The sequence below is a fragment of the Dethiosulfatarculus sandiegensis genome, assembly GCF_000931935.2.
Lineage (GTDB): Bacteria > Desulfobacterota > Desulfarculia > Desulfarculales > Desulfarculaceae > Dethiosulfatarculus > Dethiosulfatarculus sandiegensis.
In genome coordinates this window covers 31,106-50,258 of record NZ_AZAC01000004.1, presented here as the reverse complement: position 1 = coordinate 50,258, position 19,153 = coordinate 31,106, and the positions used below count along the sequence as shown (strand labels likewise).

Below are 19,153 nucleotides of genomic sequence, written 5' to 3'. Positions count from 1 at the left end.
TTTCAAGCAGGAAAGGAATGCCACATGGCCGCGCATGAACTGGCGGGAAAACCCGCGCCCAGGGATATACTGATAAACACACCCAGGTTGGTAAGCGCTTATTACACCCATAGACCAGACCCTGAAGACCCTTCCCAAAGGGTCTCCTTCGGCACCTCCGGTCACCGGGGTTCTTCAGAAAAAAACAGTTTTAACCAGGACCACATCCTGGCCATATCCCAGGCCATCTGCGAAGTCAGGGCCCACAATAAGGTGGATGGCCCCCTTTTTCTCGGCATGGACACCCACGCATTGTCCGAGCCCGCCCTGGCCAGCGCCCTGGAGGTCTTCAGCGCAAATAAAGTGGAAGTGATGATCCAAAAAGGCCTGGGGCACACCCCCACCCCGGTGATCTCCCACGCTATTTTGACTTACAACCAAAACCATGAGGACCATCCCGCAGACGGTGTGGTGATCACCCCCTCTCACAACCCTCCGGATGACGGCGGCTTCAAATACAACCCCCCCCACGGCGGCCCGGCCGGGGGCCAGCTGACCAAAGTAATAGAAAACAGGGCCAACCGGCTCATAGGCCAGGGACTGACAGGGGTTAAGCGGATCAACTACGAGCTTGCCCTCAAGGCAGAGACCACCCATGAGTGCGACTATATCCTCCCCTATATCAAAGACCTGGCCCAGGTGGTGGATATGGAGGCCATAAAACGGGCGGGGCTGAAAATAGGGGTCGATCCCCTGGGCGGATCCGGCTGGGCCTATTGGGAACCCATGGCGGAACTCTACGGACTTGACCTCACTGTGGTCAATCCGGTGGTGGACCCCACCTTTTTCTTTATGTCCGTGGACAAAGACGGTAAGATCCGCATGGACTGTTCCTCGCCCTATGCCATGGCCGGGCTGATCGGCTTGAAAGACAGCTTTGACATAGCCTTTGCCAATGACCCGGACTATGACCGCCACGGCATTGTCACCAAAAGCCACGGCCTTTTAAACCCAAATCACTACTTGGCCGCCAGCGTATGGCACCTTTTCCAGAACCGTCCCCAATGGCCCGAGGCCTGCGCCCTGGGCAAAACCCTGGTCTCCAGCTCCATGCTGGATCGGGTGTCCGCCTCCCTGGGCCGCAAGCTGGTTGAGGTGCCGGTGGGATTCAAATGGTTTGTAGACGGGCTTTTGACCGGTGACTTCGGCTTTGCCGGAGAGGAAAGCGCAGGCGCCAGTTTTCTACGAAAAAACGGCCGCGTCTGGACCACTGACAAGGACGGCATCATCATGGATCTCCTGGCCTGCGAAATAACCGCGGTCCAGGGCAAAGATCCGGGTGATCTGTACCTTGAACTTACCGAAAAATTCGGAGACCCGATCTACGAAAGAATCCAGGCTCCTGCCAATGCCGAACAGAAAAAAATCCTCAAATCGCTTACGCCCGAAGCAGTCAGCGCCGAAACCCTGGCCGGAGAAAAAATAACCGCCAAAATCACCAGCGCCCCGGGCAACCAGGCTCCCCTGGGAGGCCTCAAGGTAACTACAGAAAACGGCTGGTTTGCGGCACGGCCTTCCGGCACTGAAGAAATCTATAAAATTTATACCGAAAGTTTTAAGGGCAAAAGCCATCTAAAACGGATTCAGGAAGAAGCTCGAGCCATGGTCAAGGAAGCTTTCACCAAGGCAGGGGTTTAACAAGGCCAGAATGTTCTTGATTCCAAGACCGATACCCGGCTATCCTCAAGCCTGCCGACCAGGGAGCGAACGAAAGAAAATTAAAACCATTATGTCAGAGCGGGAGCAGGCTTAAAAAATGGGCCGGGTATTGGTAGTTGACGATGAACCTATGATCTGCCGCCTCTTGAAGCGGGAATTTGAAAAACTGGGGCACAATGTAGATGAAGCGGGCGACCTTACCCAGGCCAAGGAGTTGGCTGCGCAAATTCCCTTTGAAGTGATTTATCTTGATGTCCAGCTACCGGACGGCAACGGCATCATGGAGATACCGGCTTTTCTGAACAGCTTGGGATCGCCTGAGGTCATCATTATGACCGGTTTCGGTGATCCGGACGGTGCGGAACTGGCCGTAAAAAACGGGGTTTGGGATTACATTGAAAAGCCCCCCAACCTGGAGCGCCTCAAACTGGCCTTAAGCAGGGCCCTTGAATACCGCAAACAAAAAAGCCAGGCCAAGCAGCCGGTGGTGTTGCACAGGGGCGGCATAATAGGCAACAGCCCGGCCACCAGGGAGCTCCTGGATCAGGTGGCCCTGGCCGCCAATACGGACGGCAGCGTCCTGATCACCGGCGAGACAGGCACAGGCAAGGAACTCACCGCCCAGGCTATCCACAAAAACAGCCGCCGCAAAGACAATCCCTTTGTAGTGGTGGACTGCGCCTCCCTGCCGGAGACCCTTTCTGAGGGCATCTTGTTTGGTCATGAAAAAGGAGCCTTCACCGGAGCGGACCGGCAAAGGCCGGGCCTGGTGAAGCAGGCCCACACAGGCACCCTGTTTTTGGATGAAATCGGAGAACTGCCCCCCAGCCTGCAAAAAAACCTGCTCAGGGTTTTGGAGGAAAGGCGCTTCAGGCCCTTGGGCGGAGACAGTGAGGTGCAAAGCAACTTCCGCCTGGTGGCGGCAACAAACCGGGACCTGGACGCCATGTGCGATCAGGACCTGTTCAGGCCGGACCTACTTTACCGCTTAAAAGCGCTCAGCATTACAATAAAACCCTTGCGCAAAAGGCGTCAGGACATCAAACCCATCACCCTTCACCACGGCCAGAGGCTCTGCGACCAGTACGGGCTGCCCACCAAGGGTTACTCAGCCGACTTTTTCGAGGCCATGGAGGCCTACGACTGGCCAGGCAACATAAGGGAGCTGGTAAACACCCTGGAATGGACCATGGCCAGGGCCCAGAACGAACCCCTTCTCTTTTCCATGCACCTGCCGGTGGCTGTAAGGGCCCAGCTTGCCAGGCAGGCCTTCAGCCGAAAAAAAGACGCCGCCCAAGCCCCAGTGGGAGCCTTCACCCCACCTTCCCTCAAAAACGTGGATCTGGACCAGTTCCCGGATCTAAAACAGTTTCGCCAGGCAGTGATGGACCAGGGTGAACTGTTTTATTTAAATGAACTTCTGGAAAAGACCGGCAGCGACCTCAATCAATGCCTGCGCATCTCAGGTGTGGCCAGATCCCAGTTTTATAATAAACTTAAACGCCACGGCCTTTCTTTGAAAAGCAACTAGGCCTTAGGGAACCGGGAACACAAGCTGTATTCCCCCCGCTAAACCTGAAGCTTTGCGTGCCGGAATATAAACCGGCAGGAAAAACCAATGCCTGGCAGTTCAAATCATAACAACCCCGCGCCCAAGGGACCGGGGAAGTCACCTCGGCAACAGGAAATCACCCCGGAAAGCAAAATGGAGAGGGCCTATCTGGCCCTTAAGGCCGCCAATCAGGGGGTCTGGGACTGGGACCTTGCCAAAAACCAGGTCTATTTAAGCGCCCGTTATATGACCATGCTGGGTTACCAGGACAGGCCCTCTGTAATGTCCCCTGCCGAATGGGGACAGATGATGCATCCCACCGACGCACCCAACGCCTGGCGGGCGGCCCTGAACCACATGGAAGGCCTCACCCCCTCCTATGAAACAGAGATACGCCACCGCACCAAAAACGGGGGCTGGCTTTGGATGCTTGACCGGGGCAGGGTTGTAACCCGCGATTTCCATGGCCGCCCTTTGCGCATGGTGGGGACCATGGCTGATATAACCCTGCGCAAAATGACCGAAAAATCCCTGGAAAAAAGCGAAGAGCGCTGGCGTCAACTTTTTGACAAAACCAACGACGCCATTTTTGTGCAGGCCATAAAAAGTGATGGAAATCCGGGACGTTTCACCGAGGTGAACGAAGTAGCCTGCCGCATGCTGGGCTACAACAAAGAAGAACTCCTGGCCATGCCGGCAGAGAAAATCATAAACCAAATAGGGATGGTCACCACCTGGCCCGGTGAAGAAGGGCCTTTTCGTCAGGGACAGGTGGAGATAACGGCAAAAAACGGCGGGAAACTGCGGGTTGAGATAAAAAGCCATGCCTTTTCCTTGCAGGGAAACCTGACCTGCCTGTCCATTGCCAGGGACATTACCTGGCGGCACAAGGCGGAGACTGCCCTGCGGGAAAGCCAGGAGCGTTTCCTGGCCGCTTTTAAGGCCCAACCGGACGCCCTGGTAATCACCTCCCTGAAATCAGGCAGGCTCATAGAAGCCAATGACCATTTTTACCGCCTGACCAGGCTTAAACCGGCCCAGGCGCTGGGGCGCACCACAGTTGAATTGGGCATATGGCCGAGTAATGAAAAAAGACAAGATCTTATAAAGAACATCAGCCACGAGGGACGTTCGGACAACCTGTACATTTCCTTTAAAAACCAGGTGGGCAGCACCAAACACGTGCTTATCTCCACCAGGGCTCTCTCCACAGAGGATAACCGCTATCTGCTCTCCATTCTGCGGGATATCACCGAAGAAGTGGGATTAACTGAATTCCAGAAGGTGATCCTGGACGCGGCCGATGCCATGGAAGTGGGCATAGGGGTTCTGCAGAAAAGGAGAGGCAGGGAAAATTCCCTGGTCTATGCCAATAAGGCCCTGGCGAAAATGCTGGGTCTGGAAGAAAGCGACCTCTTGGAGCAGGTGAGCCTTAAGGATTTCACCGATCCTGAAGATCGGAAAAAACTGGAAGGATTTTTCCGAGCCAAATCGGGCTCCTTGAAAACCCTGCCGATTTTGCACTGCCGCCTGCTCAGAAAGGACAACAAACCGGTGCTTTCCAGGGTGGTGTCAGCTCAAACCGAATTGGAAGGAAGGCCGGCGCTGGTGCTTTTCTGCCAGGATATCTCAGAAGAACAACGTCTGGCCAAAAGCCTGGAGCATGCCCAGAGGATGGAGAGCATCGGCACTCTGGCAAGCGGCATTGCCCATGATTTCAATAACCTACTTACTATCATCATGGGTTTTACCCAGGTGGCGATAAACGAGCTCAAACAAAATCACAATCCCCAGGAAGACCTTGAGGAAGTTTTAGCCGCCTGTGAAAGGGCCCGGGACCTGATCAAGCAGATGCTGACCTTTGGCAGGGTGCGCGAAGGTGACCGCAGGCTGATGAACCTGGAAACCCTTTTGAAAAGCTTCCTGAAATTCATCCGTTCCCCGGTTCCGGTGAACATAGAGATCAAACTCAAAATTGTTGAAAAACAGGCCCTGGTGGTGGCAGATCCCACTCAAATTCAGCAGATTCTTTTGAACCTGTGCACCAATGCGGCTCAGTCAATGGAGCCCGGTCCTGGTGTTTTGGAGATCACATTGGGCAAGCGGGAGCTTGCCTCCAAGGATCTGCACACTTTTCCCAATCTGGCTAAAGGCTCTTATGTGGAGCTAAAGGTCAAAGACAACGGTCAAGGTATGAAACCGGAGGTGCTGGAAAGGGTTTTTGAGCCCTTCTTCACCACCAAGCCCAGGGGACAGGGAACCGGACTGGGACTCAGCGTGGTTCACGGCATTGTGACCAGCCATGGCGGATCCATCACCGTAAAGAGTAAACCCGGAAAGGGCGCTGAATTTACGGTGTTCTTGCCTTCCGCATCCGCAGATCCCCTGCGGGAAGAAACAACCAGCCAGGCTTTGCCCCTGGCCATGGGCAAAGAACATATCCTGTTGGTTGATAATGAGCCCCAGGTGGCAGCCGCTATCTCGGGCAACCTGGAGGAACTGGGCTATCAGGTGACTGTTTTCAACCACGCGCTCAAGGCTCTTAAGTCTTTCGGTAATAATCCGGAAAAATTCGCCTTGGCGATTTTAGACTTCACCATGCCCATAATGGGCGGGCTTGAGCTGGCCGAGCAAATGCTCAGCCTGAAAAAAGACTTACCGGTTATCCTTTGCACCGGTTATGGCAGGGACGTGATGCAGGACACCCCCTTACCCAAGGGAAAGGTAAACTGGCTCAACAAACCCTTCAGTCAATTGGAATTGGCCACAGCCATCAAAAACATTCTGCATCCCCGGGAGAGTCTTGAAAAAGAACGAAAATAACGCTCCCAAAGCAGACAACCATTTAAACTTCATCTCCTTTTGGCGGCCCCTCCCCTAGGAGCCCGGGAAAAAATGGAAGCACTTGCTTGAGCAACTCCACTTTAAAAACCTTTTGCATCAACAAATCCCGGCAGATCATCCCAAATAACCTCCGGTTAAAAACCCCGGCAAAGCGGACAATAAAAGAGCAGGCCAAAAGCAATCAGCATCCATTTGGGTGTTTTTTGGTTTTTTAAAAGAAATTTTCCCGCATTGCCCTTCACGAGCACCTCGGCCCATTTGTGTTTTTTTTGACATTCAAAAAGCTGAATTTATTCGATTTTCAAAAAGCCACCTTAGCCTTGTGATTACGATAACTATTCAGACAGCCTAAGTCCACCTGTTCAGGAGCCTTTTGGCAGGGCCGGCGCCTTGCTGTTTGCCCCTTCAATCTGCTATGAATTTAAAGTACTTATTATTTTTCATTTAAGGCAAGGCGGTTTTGCATGGCCGATGCCCCGGACAAGGTCAGTGATCTGGCTTCCGCAATATCAACCCTGGTGCAACCTGGCATGAGCCTGGCCCTGGGATGCGCCCTGGAAGGGCTTATCCCCTATGCGGCGGCCCACGAGATAATCCGGCAAAAGAAAAGGGACCTCACCCTGATAGGCCCGATATCCAACATCTGTTTTGACCAGATCATCGCAGCCGGGCTGGCCAGGCAAGTCATCGCCGCCTGGGTGGGGAATGTATCCACAGGCATAGGTTACTCATTCCGCCGGGCGGTCGAGAAAAAAAAACAACCGCAACTCAAGGTGGTCAACCACAGCAATTTCAGCATCAGCCTGGCCTTGGAGGCGGGATCCAGGGGGCTTCCCATGGCCGTGGGCATCTCTCCGGCAGGCAGTGACATCGTAAAGGGAAATCCCCATTTCAAGGACTTAATCTGCCCGCACAGCGGGAAAAAGCTATTAGCCATAAAGGCCTTAAATCCGGATCTGACTATCCTGCATGTACAAAAGGCCGACTCATACGGCAACTGCAGGTTATGGGGGGCCAGCGGCATAAGCAAAGAAGCCGCTTTGGCAGCCGAAAAAGTCCTTATCACCTGTGAAGAACTCGTCTCGACCAAAGAGGTGCGCAAAGACCCGGACCGCACCTTTTTGGCGGGATTTTGCGTGGATGCGGTCTGCCCCATAGCCTGGGGGGCCCATCCGGCTCCGGTCCAGGGCTATTACGGCCTGGATAACCTCCTCTACCTTGACTATGCAAAGGCCACTAAGACCAGGCAAGGGGCCGAGAGTTGGCTTGACGAGTGGATTTACAATCTGAAAGACCATAAAGCCTACCTGGAGAAGCTGGGCATGGGACGTCTTGCCGCACTTACGGTTCAGAATTCCCGTTTATCCACTTCCCTGGAATATGATTGGTGAGGCGATGGCAGGCGATTATTCAGCAGGGGACCTTATGGTGACAGCCGCCGCAAGGGAAATCAAAGACCACGAGGTGGTCTTTGTCGGCATGCGCCTGCCGCTTCTTGCCTTTTGCCTGGCCAAGGCAACCCATGCTCCCCATGCCATAGGAATATTTGAAAACGGCGTTATAAGGGACACTCCGGCCAAAGGCCCCATAGTAACCATGGCAGACCCGCCGAACCAGACAGAGGCCCTGAGGCTGTGCCCCTTGAGCGAGGTAATGACCATTTTAAGCAGAGGCAAGGTAAACCTGGGATTTATCGGCGGAGCTCAGGTGGATATTTACGGGAATGTCAACACTCACCTGGTGCGGGGTGAAGCCGGGCCTGTTCGCCTGCCCGGCTCGGGCGGCGGCGCGGATATTGCCTGCCTGGCCCGGAAACTGGCCATTATCATGCCCCATGAAAAAAGGCGTCTGGTGCCAAGGGTGGATTTCATAACTTCTCCGGGCTGGGGCGACACACCTTCCTGGCGGGCGGAACAAGGCCTTGAGCGTGGCGGGCCCAATGTACTCATAACCACCCTGGCGGTCTTTCGTTTTCCCCGGGGCCGGGCCCAACTGGCCTCTATCCATCCAGGCGTTGACGCCGAATACCTCAAGGCGGAGACGGGTTTTCAATACCAGGTGCGCCCGGAATTGGAAGTCACACCTGCTCCGACAGGGGAAAAACTGGAAATAATACGTTTTTTTGATCCGGACCGTTTTTGGACCGGATAACTAATTTTTATATTGACAAGCTGTTTGGGCTTTTTTATCGTCACATTATAGCTGTAATGTAATTACAAGCTGGACGCAGTTTCACCCAGCCGGCAGGTTTGACTTAAAAAAGCTAGCGCTCTTGCTCTCGGCTTAAACAGACAACCCCTAAATCATGCAGGAAAAGGCTATAAATGGTCAAAAACCAACAAGCCGCGATCACCGGCGCAAAAAAACAGGGGAACGATAAAAAAGCTGAGAACAACGCCGCTCCCAAGGCCAAGTTCGAAGTTTACGGCGAAGAAATGATCGAAAAGGAGGTCCGCCAAAGCGGCAACTCCGGACGGGTCTATCTTCCGCCTGAATGGGTAGGTAAAAACGTAAAGATAATCCGCATTGACTAACTAAGCCCAAGGATGAACCAAGTGAATTTTCGCCGCATGAATTCAGAGGATCAGACTGACGTGATCGCCATTCAAGAGGAAATCACTAGGCGCAGCGTAACGGACCAATGGCGCGAGATGCTCGGTGACCACGTTGATAACCCGCTGAGGCCGGCCTTTGTCGCAGATGAAGAAGGCCAGGTAGTGGGATTCATCCTCGGAGAGATCAAGGTCGGTGAGTTTGGCAACGAACTCAGCGGCTGGTTGGGAATGGTCGGTGTGAAACCAAATCACATGGGCAGGGGCACCGGCGCCCACCTGGCAGAGGAACTGTTCCGGGATTTCAAGGGGAAAAAGGTCCAGGAGGTATTCACTGCCGTGCCCTGGGACTCAGGCGACATGCTGGCCTTTTTCAAAAACCTGGGATTCGACCGAAGCGCCTTTATCAATCTGCAGCTCGGTTTGTAAAAAATGCCTTAAAAGGGGGCTTCCCCCTTTAGGGCAAAGGATTCAATCCGCAGAATTTTAAAATGGGTGGCACCATGGGTGGATAGGTGCGTCTTTAACAGGCAAGTTCAGGTTCCCTTGTCGTCTTCCACATCACTTGGGTTAAACCAGGCTTAAGTAAACCACATCCTCAAATTTTATCTCTGAAGCAAAGTTTTTTCTTTTGACTGTGAAACCGAATGCGCACCACTGTGCAAGCCGCTTCACTATCAATCAAACCGGCTTGGCTTCTGGAAGAATATTTGAGAGTGCCCTCCCGTTAAATTTTTCAGACTCAACCCTGCCCGCATTCAACTCGCACTCAATTGGCGGATTGGCCGGATCTTCCTGACGGCCTTAGTAAGACCGCCTTCCGACTGGAGATTACCAATTTACGAACCGTCTTTTTGTAATAACTTCCCCGGCAAATAGCCGCCGCTTTTTGGCCAAAGGCGGCACAAGTTGTTCTTCTGCCATATTTTTGACGGAATTTTTTTCCATCATCCTTTTGGGTTACTTTTTTATCCTCCGGTTTTCATTCATCTTTTTTTCTTTCCATCATATGGCCCGCAATTTGCATAAATAGAAACCGAATTCAGGCTGGAGCAAAAAATGAACTTGAATGATGCAAATATCGGCGGCTTGACCAAGGTGATACTCGAAGCCCTGATCACCATAACTCCCGAAGTGGTGGAGTCCGGAGAAACATGGTCTCCCGAACTCCTGGATGCGGTTGAGAACAAGGTGCACGAGGCGCTGAGCCCGAAAGGCTCCGGAAAAGAACAGATCTTGTTTGATTTTCTCTTTGCCCGCAGCTTCAAGGAGGCCAAGACGCTGTTCCTGGAGGTCGTCTCCATGCCTATCCATGATAGCGCTGAGATGGGTGACCTGGGCTTAAGACAGGCCATGGCCTGAGACACCTGACTTAAGGCCAAAGGCCTTTCGCACAAATGACATTAGAGCCGCCTCAATTCCGGCCCTCACCGGATTTGAGGCGGCTTTCATTTTAAAATCAGCTCCTTATCAAACGTATTACCCTAGCCACTTGCAAGACCCGTCTTTTGAGGGATAGAATCCCGTTATGGGATCAAAACTAAAAAAGAATTTCCTCATCTTACCCATTGCGGCATGGCTGGCCTTTTCACCCGGCTCAGCCCTGGCCAAGCCCGACCTATCCTGGCAAATCTTGCGCCCGGGCCTTAGCCTTAGTGTGATCCAGGCATCGGATACAGCCAGGACAGGCAGCGAAGATGTCATACTCCTGAAGATCAATCCCCAGGTCCTGGGCTTCAGGGTTCTGGCCGCCCCCAATGGTGAAAGGGGCTACGATGCCGGGGACTGGCGGAAGAAGACCGGTGCTCTGGCAGTGGTCAACGCCGGATTGTTTACACCGGAAAAAAACTACCTGGGCCTTTTGATCAAAGACGGCCGGAGGCTAAGCCGCCTGGCTTCCAGACCGGCAGGCCTGTTTGTAGCGGAACCCGACGATCCTTCCCTCCCCAAGGCAAGGGTGCTGGATATGCAGTACACAGCCTTGGATATCGAACATCTGCCCTATCGGCAGGCTGCCCAGTCCATCATGCTTCTGGACCGCTTCGGCAATATCAGGGTCCGGCGTACGGCCCATGTGGCCAACCGAACCGCCCTGGCCGAAGATTCTTCGGGCAACATCTTGGTGATAATCACCAAAGGTGAACACACCCTTTGGGAATTTGCCGACTATCTGGCCAAATCCGGATTGGATATTCGGGAAGTAATGTGCATGGATGGCGGGCCTGAAGCCCAACTTGACCTTAAGGTGGGAGATTACACCCTTACTCAATACGGAAGCCCCTCCGGCAGTATGGGACTTCCCTGGCCCAGCGCCGCCCTGCCTGTTGCCTTGGGTATCTTCGCCCCTCCCCCGAAGAAACCGGTCCAATCCTTTAGAGGACGCTGACCCTGTTCGTGCCATTTTTTTGACAGTTTTCGCAACTTATTGAATCAACTAATAAAGAATGGCCGCCGGAACCTTAATGGAGGGTGGTCCCGACGGCCTCACATGTTAGGACAGGTGCGATCACCTGCCTTTTTATGACGCCGGGTAAAAGGCACAACCGGCTATCAGAGAATCCGGCTCCCTTTTTTAGCGTCACACTACACCCGTTAACCCGAAAACGAATAATTCTCCGGTGGATGCAAGACAGAGGTCAAAATTTTCCTGCCTCTATCAGTAGTTATTTCATGCCCCTTATATGCTGCTAGTCCGCCTGCCTCCTCAAAAAGGTGGGAACGTCATAATCATCGCCATCACCCAGGGGATAGGCCGCAGCCTTGGGAGAACCGGGAGTGGACGGTCCGCGCTGGTCCACATTTCCCCCCATATTCCTGGCATAGCGGGCAATCTCAATATGATCCACCACACTTGGGTCCACATTGGCTCCGTTCACCACACTGCGCATACTGCCCGGGTGGACGGCAGCCTCTTCCTCCGAGCCAATGCCGGTGGCAATAACCGTGATGCGGATATCGTCGCCCATGGAATCATCGATAACCGTGCCCCAGAAGATATTGGCATCTTCGTGGGCGGCCTCCTGGATAAAGGTGCTCGCCTCTGCCACCTCGGCTATGGACATATCCTGGGTGGCGGTTATGTTCACCAGTACCCCTCTGGCTCCATCGATCTTCACATCATCCAACAGAGGATTACTGATGGCAGCCTCGGCAGCCTTCATGGCCCTGTCCTCGCCGGTGGCCTGACCCGTGCCCATAAGAGCCACGCCCATTTCACTCATCACGGCCCGCACATCGGCAAAGTCCAGGTTGATCTGGCCGGGCGCCATGATCAGATCGCTGATGCCCTTCACCGCATACAAAAGCACTTCGTCCGCGGTCTTGAGCATATCCAGAAAACGGGCGTTTTTAGGAGCCAGGCTCATCAAGCGGGTGTTGGGGATCACGATCAAGGTGTCCACCACCTTTTTCAGCTCCTCTACACCCCTAAGAGCCATCTCCTTGCGGCGCTTACCCTCGAAATCAAAGGGTTTGGTCACCACCGCCACTGTGAGCGCGCCAATCTCCTTGGCAACCTCCGCCACCACCGGGGCCCCGCCGGTGCCGGTGCCTCCGCCCAGGCCGGCTGTGACAAAAACCATGTCACTGTTGCTCAACAGCTCCTTGATCTTGTCCCGGTCCTCCAAGGCCGCCTGACGCCCCACATCGGGGTTGGCGCCTGCGCCGAGACCGCGGGTCAGGTTGCGTCCCAACTGGAGTTGCACCCTGGCCCTGCTGTTCTCCAGCGCCTGGATATCCGTGTTGGCCGCAATAAACTCAACACCTTGCAGACCGGACTCGATCATGTTGTTCAGGGCGTTGTTGCCGCCCCCACCGATTCCGACGACTCGGAGTTTAGCTCCAGCGCTCAAGTTATCCATCATCTCAATTTCCATAGCCATTTCGACCCTCCTTCGAAAGGCGTTTAAATAATATCCTTAAACCATGTACGCATGCGGGTGGTTATACGGTTGAAGATATTCACGTCTCTGATCCGGAATTTCTTCTCCGCCGTATTGCGGGCGCCGTAAAGCACCAGCCCAACCGCGGTCGCGTACATTGGATTATTCACGACTTCCTTCAGACCTCCCACACCGGTCGGGTACCCCAATCGGGCGGGAAAATTAAATACCTGTTCAGCCATCTCCACCAGCCCCTCCAATAAAGAGGAGCCGCCGGTAAGGACAATGCTGCCCGAGGCCTGCTGGGTCACCCCGCTTCTTTCCACCTCCATCTGCAACAAAGTCAGTATCTCTTCCACCCTGGGCTCCAGGATCTCACTCACAATGGCGCGCTTGATCCTGCGGGGACGCTGTCCTCCTATGCTCTCCACCTGAACCACATCGTCTTTGGCAACCAGGGAGACCAGGGCCGAGCCATAGTGTTTCTTGAGTTTCTCCGCTTCTTTAAGCGGAGTGCGCAGACCCATGGCCAAATCCGTGGTCAGGTTGTTGCCGCCCAAGGCAAGCACGCCTGTGTGCTTGATGGCCTCTCCCTGAAAAATGGCCAGGTCTGTGGTGCCTCCGCCAAAGTCCAGGAGCACCACACCCAGGTTACGCTCCTCGTCTGTCAAAACCGCCTCGCCGCTGGCCAGGGACTGTAAAACCAGGTCATCCACATCCAGTCCGGCCTGATTACAGCATTTGATCAGATTGTGAGCGCTGGCCACGGCCCCGGTGACAATATGCACCTTGGCCTCCAGTCTCACTCCGCTCATGCCCACCGGGTCCTGGATGCCTTCCTGACCGTCCAGAATAAACTCCTGGGGCAGGATGTGCAGCACCTCCCGGTCCGTAGGTATGGCGACCGCCCTGGCGGCGTCTATCACCCGCTCAACTTCCCTGCGGGTCACTTCTTTGCCTTTCACGGCTATTACGCCGTGAGAATTAATTCCTTTTATATGGCCGCCGGCTATTCCGGTGAGAACCCCGGTTATTTCACAGCCGGCCATCATCTCCGCTTCTTCCACGGCCCTTTTTATGCTGTTCACCGTGGTTTCGATATTCACCACCACTCCCTTGCGCAGCCCTTCGGATGGATGGCTGCCCATACCGATTATCTGTATACCTTCGTCGGTGAGTTCACCGACAACGGCACAGATTTTGGTGGTGCCGATATCCAAACCAACAATGACCTGGCCTTCGACACTCATAGGGAATCTCCTCTAAGGCGAACAAAAACCCGCCTTTCATCGCTCAGATCAATGAGCAAAACCCGCTTCAACTCCTGCCGCCTCAGAAGATCGGACTTGACCTTTTCAAGCCTCGCCAACCTGGTTTTGAAATCTCCCCTGCCAATTCGCACAGTCGGGAAGAGATCGGAAAAAACCAGACTCAAGCCCCAGACCCGATCCAGATGAATTTCACTTAAGCTTCCCCCTGCCTTTTTTTCTTTGGCCGGAAGGCAATTCAACAACTCCAAAGATGCATCTAAAAGAGCCCTGACGTCATCATCAGGATCCACCAGATCAGCCTTGGTCAATCCGGTCAAAAGGGGAAGATCCAAAGACGGCGCCACCCCCATGGGTGCAAAGGCCCGCATGGCGGCGTCGAGATAGTAAAAACCACCCTCAACCAAAGCCAGTTGTTTGGGTTCATACTCCTTTATGGTTATGCGCACCTGATCCGGCAGGACCCTGTTCACGCTTGCCTCCCGGACCCAGGACATCTCGGTTAATTTCTTTTCAATAGCGCCCACAGGTAAAGACAGGATGTTTGTCCTGCTGCCTATGCCCGCGGTGCGTAAGATTTCCAGTTCGGGAAGCCTCTTCACTCCCTTTATCTCGGCCCTTTTGACCTGAAACCCCGGATGGGTGGCCAGGGATGCATAGGCGGCCAAAAGCCCGCCCGAAACCAACAGGGTGATCACAGCCATGGCAAAAACCCTGAAAAGGCCCTTCCAAAAGGCCTTGCCCGCCGGGCTCATCCCCTTGGGCTTCTGAGAAGGACGGCGCTTGACCTTCTGGCGGTTGAGCCTGGGAGAGACACTTCTCGCCTTTTCCACCCGCCCCTTGGTCAAAGAGCCTTTTTTGGCGGAGAGTTTAAACACGCCCCACCACCTCCACTTCAGGCTGGAGTCTGACGCCTGCTTGAGATTTAACCCGGTCGGAGACCACCTGCATCAGTTCTATTATCTGGCTGGCCGTGGCCTTGCCCCGGTTCTCGATAAAGTTGGCATGGCGCACGCTCACCATGGCATCTCCCACACTGAGTCCCTTGCAACCAGCCTGTTCGATCAACCTGCCCGCATAATCGCCGGGAGGATTTTTAAAGACCGAACCGGCGGTGCGCTTAATCAGGGGCTGCGCGCCCAAACGCCTCTCCAAAAGTCTTTTCATGCGCCTGTGAATCATAGCCGGATCATCCGGTTTAAACTCCAGCAGGGCCTCCAGCACCAGGCTTTGCGCAGGCAAATCCAGATGCCGGTAGCCGCTTTTTATCTCTTGGCCCTTAAAGGCCTTTATCTCACCGTTCTCAAGCAACAGGCTTATCTGGTCGGTGATATCGCTCATCTCAAAGCCATTGGCCCCGGCATTACCGGCTACGGCCCCGCCCACAGTGGCGGGAATTCCCACAGCCCACTCCAGGCCGCTCAATCCATTCACCGCGGCAAGCTTCACCAAAGCGGGCAAGGAGGCCCCCGCACCCGCCTTTATGGTTCCGTCCTCAAGCTCAAGTTTGGCCAAGGGGCCTGCCAGACGAAGCATCACACCGGGATACCCCTGATCCGAAACCAGGAGGTTCGACCCGCGGCCCAAAACCATCCAGGGAACCTTTGCCTGCTTGGCCAGGGATATCACCTGGGCCGCTTCCAAGGGGGTGTGCACCCGGCAATGAAACCGCACCGGACCGCCGACGCCCCAAGTGGTGAGGCGGTCCAGATCAAGGTCAAACCGGGCTCTTTTGCCCAAAAGTTTCACCAGTTCCCTTTGGAAATCAGGCTTCAATATCATCTCCCCGGCCTGATGCCAGCTCTTCTCCCAGATGATAGACATCACCCGCGCCCATGGTGAAAACCACGTCCCCGGGCTCCAGGAGCTTTTCCAGGCGCTCTTTGGCCTGGGCCTTTTTACCCACATACTCAACATTACGATGGCCGTGATCCCTGATGGCGTCGGCCAGGGCCTCGGCCGAAACCGTGGGGTCTTTTTTCTCACTGGCCGCGTAGATATCCATGACCAAAAGCAGGTCCGCCCCGTAAAATGAGGTGGCAAAGTCATCAAATAAAAGCCTGGTCCTGGAATAACGGTGAGGCTGGAAGCAGATAACCAGCCTGCGGTCTGGCCAGCTGTTTCTGGCAGCCTCCAAAGTGGCCTTGATCTCAGTGGGATGGTGAGCATAATCATCCATGATCAAAGCCCCGTTCCTTGCCTTGCCCTTAATCTCGAACCTTCTTTTCACCCCGCCGAAATCCAGGCAGGATTTCATGGCCGTCTCCATATCCATGCCCAGCTCATGGCAGGCAGCCAAAGCGCCCAGGCAGTTCAACACATTGTGCCTGCCCGGCACCGGGATCGTAACCCGTCCTGTTTTTTCGCCCCTCACATAAAGGGTGAAGCTGGAATTGACTCCCTCAAACGAGATATCCCTGGCCTGATAATCGGCCTGAGAGGCCATGCCGTAGGTAATCACCCTCTTGCGCACCTTGGGTATCAACCCGGCCAGGCGGCTGTCGTCCAGGCAAAGGATGGCCGCCCCGTAAAAAGGCACCTTGTTCATGAACTGCACAAAGGCCTCATCCAAGGCCTCGTCGGAGCCGTAATGGTCCATGTGCTCCCTGTCCATGTTGGTGACAACCACCACCACGGGGGTGAGCCGGTTAAAGGAGCCGTCCGACTCATCGGCCTCGGCCACCAGAAAGTCTCCGCTGCCAAGGCGGGCGTTGGACCCCAGGGCCTCCAGTTTGCCGCCGACCACAACCGTGGGATCAAAGTCTCCGGCAGCCAAAAGCACCGATATCATGGAGGTGCAGGAGGTCTTGCCGTGGGCTCCGGCCACAGCCACCCCGTATTTAAGGCGCATCAGCTCGGCCAGCATTTCAGCCCTGGGGATAACCGGGATGCGTTCACCCATGGCGGCCACCACCTCGGGGTTGTCATCGGAAACTGCGGAGCTAACCACCACCGCGTCGGCATCCCTCACATAATCCGGATGATGCCCGCTTTTTATCTCCGCCCCCATATCGGCCAGACGCCTTGTGATATCGCTTTCCCGCAAGTCGCTGCCGCTGACCTTATGACCCAGGTTAATCAAAAGCTCGGCAATACCACTCATGCCGATGCCGCCTATTCCAACAAAATGTATATGCTGGCCCGCTTTATACATCAGGGCCTTCCCTTCATTAGTTCAAGGCAATCCGCGGCTATATTCATGGCTGCTTCGGGCCTGGCCAATTCAAGGGCACGTGCCGCCATGGCATCCAAGCCCTGCGGGTTGTCGATCATTTCCTTTATTGTCCCGGCCACCTGGGAGCCGCTCAATTCGCTGTCCGCGATTATACGGGCGGCGCCTGCCTTGACCAGGCTTTGCGCGTTTTTGGTCTGGTGATCCCCGGCCGCATGGGGATAGGGCACGCATATGGAGGCCCTGCCCAAACAGATCAGCTCTGTAAGAGTGCCGGCTCCGGCCCTGCAGATCACCAGATGGGCCCGGCCGTATAGCTCGCCCATATTTTGGAAGAATCCGGCGACCTGCGCCTTAAATCCCTTATCCTCATAAACCTGGGCCACGGCCTGTTCCTGAGACCGGCCTGTCTGATGCACGAAATTAAGCGTTTCCTTATAAGGCTCAAGCTCGTCCAGGCTCTGGACCATGGCCTGATTAATGCTCTGAGCGCCCTGGGACCCGCCGAGAATCAAGACATTGAAACACTCTTCCCGGTTTGGCCTTTGGGCCGAGGCCTTTTCACCCTCTGCCAAAAGGTCCAGCCTCACCGGATTGCCCAACAGGCGGCACTTTCCACTGGGAAAATGGTCTTTCGCCTCTTTAAAAGAGATAAAGACCATACGGGCCAGCTTGCCCAACATACGGTTGGTAAGCCCGGGCAGGGCGTTTTGCTCCTGCACTGCCAAAGGCACGCCCCAGATGCGTGAGGCGCATCCCAGGGCAAAGGCCGCATAGCCTCCCACCGCCAGAACCATATCCGGCTGATATCGATTCAAAAGCCGCTTGGCCTCGAGCAGGGTTCCCGGCAGACCGGCCAGGGATAGAACCCTGCCCAAAATGCCCTGCCCTCTGAAGGCTTTGGCCTTTATGCTCTCCATTTCATAGCCCTGGTCAGCCAGGATGGACTTTTCCAGCTCTTTTCCTGCACCAACAAAGACCAGACGCAGGCCGGGGTCCTTTTTCTTCAGAGCCTGCGCCACGGCAATGCCCGGGAAAAGATGGCCGCCTGTACCGCCACCGGCTATGAGTACGGTTTTATTCATGCACGTTTTCCCTTATGGGACGCCACTGAAAGCAAAAGCCCCACGCAGGCCAGGTTAACCAAAAGGGATGAACCTCCATAGCTTATAAAAGGCAGGGTCAATCCCTTGGTGGGCAAAAGCCCCATCACAACCGCCACATTGACAAAGGCCTGCAATCCAATCACCAGGGTGCAGCCCAGGGCCAGGTAAGTGCCGAAAAGATCCCTGGCTTCCAGGGCGGTCTTGATGCCGCGCCAGATAACCACCATGAAAAGGCCCAGCACCAGGGAAACACCCCAGAATCCCAGTTCCTCACCGAGCACGCTGAATATGAAATCCGTATGCGGCTCGGGCAGATAAAACAACTTCTGCTTGGAAGCGCTGAGCCCGGCTCCAGTGAATCCGCCGGAGCCCAGGGCCAAAAAGCTGTGAATAATCTGCCACCCCGTTCCCTTGGGGTCGGCCCAGGGGTTTAAAAAGGTCAACATGCGCTCCAAACGCCAGTTCACCTTGAACAAAAGCAGCCCCAATACGGGCAAGGCCAAAAGTCCCATTGCCCCAAGATAGGTAAACCTGGTTCCGGCCACAAAAAGCACTATGGAGGCCAGGGCCATCAGGGTCACTGCGGTGCCCAGATCCGGTTCCAGAACCACCAGGAAAGTCAACACGCAGGCCACGGCGATATTCGGGAAAAAACCGCGGCTGAAGCTCTTCACCTGGTCCTGATGGCTGGAAAGGGAATAAGCCAGGTAAAAAACCAAAGCCAGTTTGGCCAGTTCTCCCGGCTGCAACCTGATGAATAAAAGGTTCACCCAGCGATAGGCTCCGCCCGCCTTGTGCCCCACCACAGGGATAAAGACAAGCAAAAGAGCCACAACCGTACCTACCAATATCGGATAGGTCATTTTATGCAAGCGGCCGTAATCCAGCCGGGCCAGGGCCAGCATTACCAAAACCCCCACGCCCAGGTGCATGGCCTGCCGTTTCAAAAAATAGGCGGAGTCGGCATAGCGTTTATCCGCCAGTGAACTTGAGGCGCTGAAGACCATCACCAGACCAATGGCGGTCAAAACCACCACCGCCACCATAATCCAGGGGTCCACCTCACGGAGGCTGAAGGCG

Annotated in this window: 16 protein-coding genes; 9 read left to right on the top strand and 7 right to left on the bottom strand. The window is 54.8% G+C overall.

What is annotated here, in order from left to right:
- Positions 1-24: 24 nt before the first annotated feature.
- From pgm to X474_RS04270, 9 genes are all read left to right on the top strand, one after another.
- Entirely contained in the window at positions 25-1,677 is a 1,653-nt protein-coding gene (gene pgm / locus X474_RS04310; protein WP_044347008.1) for a phosphoglucomutase (alpha-D-glucose-1,6-bisphosphate-dependent), read from the top strand.
- Between the two features lie 118 nt (positions 1,678-1,795).
- Positions 1,796-3,229, top strand: a complete 1,434-nt coding sequence (locus tag X474_RS04305; protein WP_044347006.1) for a sigma-54-dependent transcriptional regulator — start codon at positions 1,796-1,798, stop codon at positions 3,227-3,229.
- Between the two features lie 87 nt (positions 3,230-3,316).
- Positions 3,317-6,073: a PAS domain-containing hybrid sensor histidine kinase/response regulator gene (locus X474_RS04300; protein ID WP_052514855.1), complete on the top strand. Its 2,757-nt coding sequence runs from the start codon at positions 3,317-3,319 to the stop codon at positions 6,071-6,073.
- 485 nt (positions 6,074-6,558) lie between these two features.
- A complete protein-coding gene (locus tag X474_RS04295; RefSeq protein WP_044347004.1) occupies positions 6,559-7,485 on the top strand; it encodes a CoA transferase subunit A in 927 nt (308 codons plus the stop codon).
- Positions 7,486-7,519: 34 nt separating this feature from the next.
- Entirely contained in the window at positions 7,520-8,245 is a 726-nt protein-coding gene (locus X474_RS04290; protein WP_197281969.1) for a CoA-transferase subunit beta, read from the top strand.
- A 173-nt stretch (positions 8,246-8,418) separates the two neighbouring features.
- Positions 8,419-8,628: a DUF2080 family transposase-associated protein gene (locus tag X474_RS04285; RefSeq protein WP_044347002.1), complete on the top strand. Its 210-nt coding sequence runs from the start codon at positions 8,419-8,421 to the stop codon at positions 8,626-8,628.
- Positions 8,629-8,649: 21 nt separating this feature from the next.
- A complete protein-coding gene (locus X474_RS04280; protein ID WP_044347001.1) occupies positions 8,650-9,075 on the top strand; it encodes a GNAT family N-acetyltransferase in 426 nt (141 codons plus the stop codon).
- Positions 9,076-9,705: 630 nt separating this feature from the next.
- Positions 9,706-10,008 (top strand): hypothetical protein, encoded by a 303-nt coding sequence (locus tag X474_RS04275; protein WP_044346999.1) that lies wholly within the window; start codon positions 9,706-9,708, stop codon positions 10,006-10,008.
- Between the two features lie 166 nt (positions 10,009-10,174).
- On the top strand, positions 10,175-11,032 hold the full coding sequence (locus X474_RS04270; RefSeq protein ID WP_044346997.1) for a phosphodiester glycosidase family protein: 858 nt from the start codon (positions 10,175-10,177) through the stop codon (positions 11,030-11,032).
- Positions 11,033-11,333: 301 nt separating this feature from the next.
- Here the strand turns inward: X474_RS04270 and ftsZ are convergent, their stop codons facing one another.
- Genes ftsZ through ftsW form a run of 7 tightly spaced genes read right to left on the bottom strand, consistent with a single transcriptional unit; the run spans position 11,334 to position 19,119 of the window.
- Positions 11,334-12,527, bottom strand: coding sequence for a cell division protein FtsZ (gene ftsZ, locus X474_RS04265; protein ID WP_082464139.1), 1,194 nt, complete (start codon positions 12,525-12,527; stop codon positions 11,334-11,336).
- A 23-nt stretch (positions 12,528-12,550) separates the two neighbouring features.
- Complete coding sequence (ftsA, locus tag X474_RS04260) at positions 12,551-13,777, bottom strand: cell division protein FtsA (RefSeq protein WP_044346995.1); 1,227 nt, start codon at positions 13,775-13,777, stop codon at positions 12,551-12,553.
- A complete protein-coding gene (locus tag X474_RS04255) occupies positions 13,774-14,673 on the bottom strand; it encodes a cell division protein FtsQ/DivIB (RefSeq protein WP_044346993.1) in 900 nt (299 codons plus the stop codon). Before X474_RS04255 ends, ftsA begins: the two co-directional genes overlap by 4 nt.
- Positions 14,666-15,619 carry a UDP-N-acetylmuramate dehydrogenase gene (gene murB, locus X474_RS04250; protein ID WP_082464138.1) on the bottom strand — a complete coding sequence of 318 codons (954 nt, stop codon included), beginning with the start codon at positions 15,617-15,619 and terminating at the stop codon, positions 14,666-14,668. The genes X474_RS04255 and murB overlap by 8 nt, the downstream gene beginning before the upstream one ends.
- On the bottom strand, positions 15,561-16,949 hold the full coding sequence (gene murC / locus X474_RS04245) for a UDP-N-acetylmuramate--L-alanine ligase (protein ID WP_044346990.1): 1,389 nt from the start codon (positions 16,947-16,949) through the stop codon (positions 15,561-15,563). The genes murB and murC overlap by 59 nt, the downstream gene beginning before the upstream one ends.
- Positions 16,949-18,052: an undecaprenyldiphospho-muramoylpentapeptide beta-N-acetylglucosaminyltransferase gene (gene murG / locus X474_RS04240; RefSeq protein WP_044346989.1), complete on the bottom strand. Its 1,104-nt coding sequence runs from the start codon at positions 18,050-18,052 to the stop codon at positions 16,949-16,951. The genes murC and murG overlap by 1 nt, the downstream gene beginning before the upstream one ends.
- Complete coding sequence (gene ftsW / locus X474_RS04235) at positions 18,049-19,119, bottom strand: putative lipid II flippase FtsW (RefSeq protein WP_044347168.1); 1,071 nt, start codon at positions 19,117-19,119, stop codon at positions 18,049-18,051. Before ftsW ends, murG begins: the two co-directional genes overlap by 4 nt.
- Positions 19,120-19,153 lie beyond the last annotated feature (34 nt).

Coding starts and splice junctions, on each gene's coding strand:
- X474_RS04285 (WP_044347002.1), top strand. CDS start 8,419: ATGGTCAAAAACCAACAAGCCGCGATCACCGGCGCAAAAAAACAGGGG.
- ftsA (WP_044346995.1), bottom strand. CDS start 13,777: ATGAGTGTCGAAGGCCAGGTCATTGTTGGTTTGGATATCGGCACCACC.
- X474_RS04305 (WP_044347006.1), top strand. CDS start 1,796: ATGGGCCGGGTATTGGTAGTTGACGATGAACCTATGATCTGCCGCCTC.
- ftsZ (WP_082464139.1), bottom strand. CDS start 12,527: ATGGCTATGGAAATTGAGATGATGGATAACTTGAGCGCTGGAGCTAAA.
- murB (WP_082464138.1), bottom strand. CDS start 15,619: ATGTCTATCATCTGGGAGAAGAGCTGGCATCAGGCCGGGGAGATGATA.
- murC (WP_044346990.1), bottom strand. CDS start 16,949: ATGTATAAAGCGGGCCAGCATATACATTTTGTTGGAATAGGCGGCATC.
- X474_RS04295 (WP_044347004.1), top strand. CDS start 6,559: ATGGCCGATGCCCCGGACAAGGTCAGTGATCTGGCTTCCGCAATATCA.
- X474_RS04290 (WP_197281969.1), top strand. CDS start 7,520: ATGGTGACAGCCGCCGCAAGGGAAATCAAAGACCACGAGGTGGTCTTT.
- ftsW (WP_044347168.1), bottom strand. CDS start 19,119: ATGGTGGCGGTGGTGGTTTTGACCGCCATTGGTCTGGTGATGGTCTTC.
- X474_RS04270 (WP_044346997.1), top strand. CDS start 10,175: ATGGGATCAAAACTAAAAAAGAATTTCCTCATCTTACCCATTGCGGCA.
- X474_RS04275 (WP_044346999.1), top strand. CDS start 9,706: ATGAACTTGAATGATGCAAATATCGGCGGCTTGACCAAGGTGATACTC.
- pgm (WP_044347008.1), top strand. CDS start 25: ATGGCCGCGCATGAACTGGCGGGAAAACCCGCGCCCAGGGATATACTG.
- X474_RS04300 (WP_052514855.1), top strand. CDS start 3,317: ATGCCTGGCAGTTCAAATCATAACAACCCCGCGCCCAAGGGACCGGGG.
- murG (WP_044346989.1), bottom strand. CDS start 18,052: ATGAATAAAACCGTACTCATAGCCGGTGGCGGTACAGGCGGCCATCTT.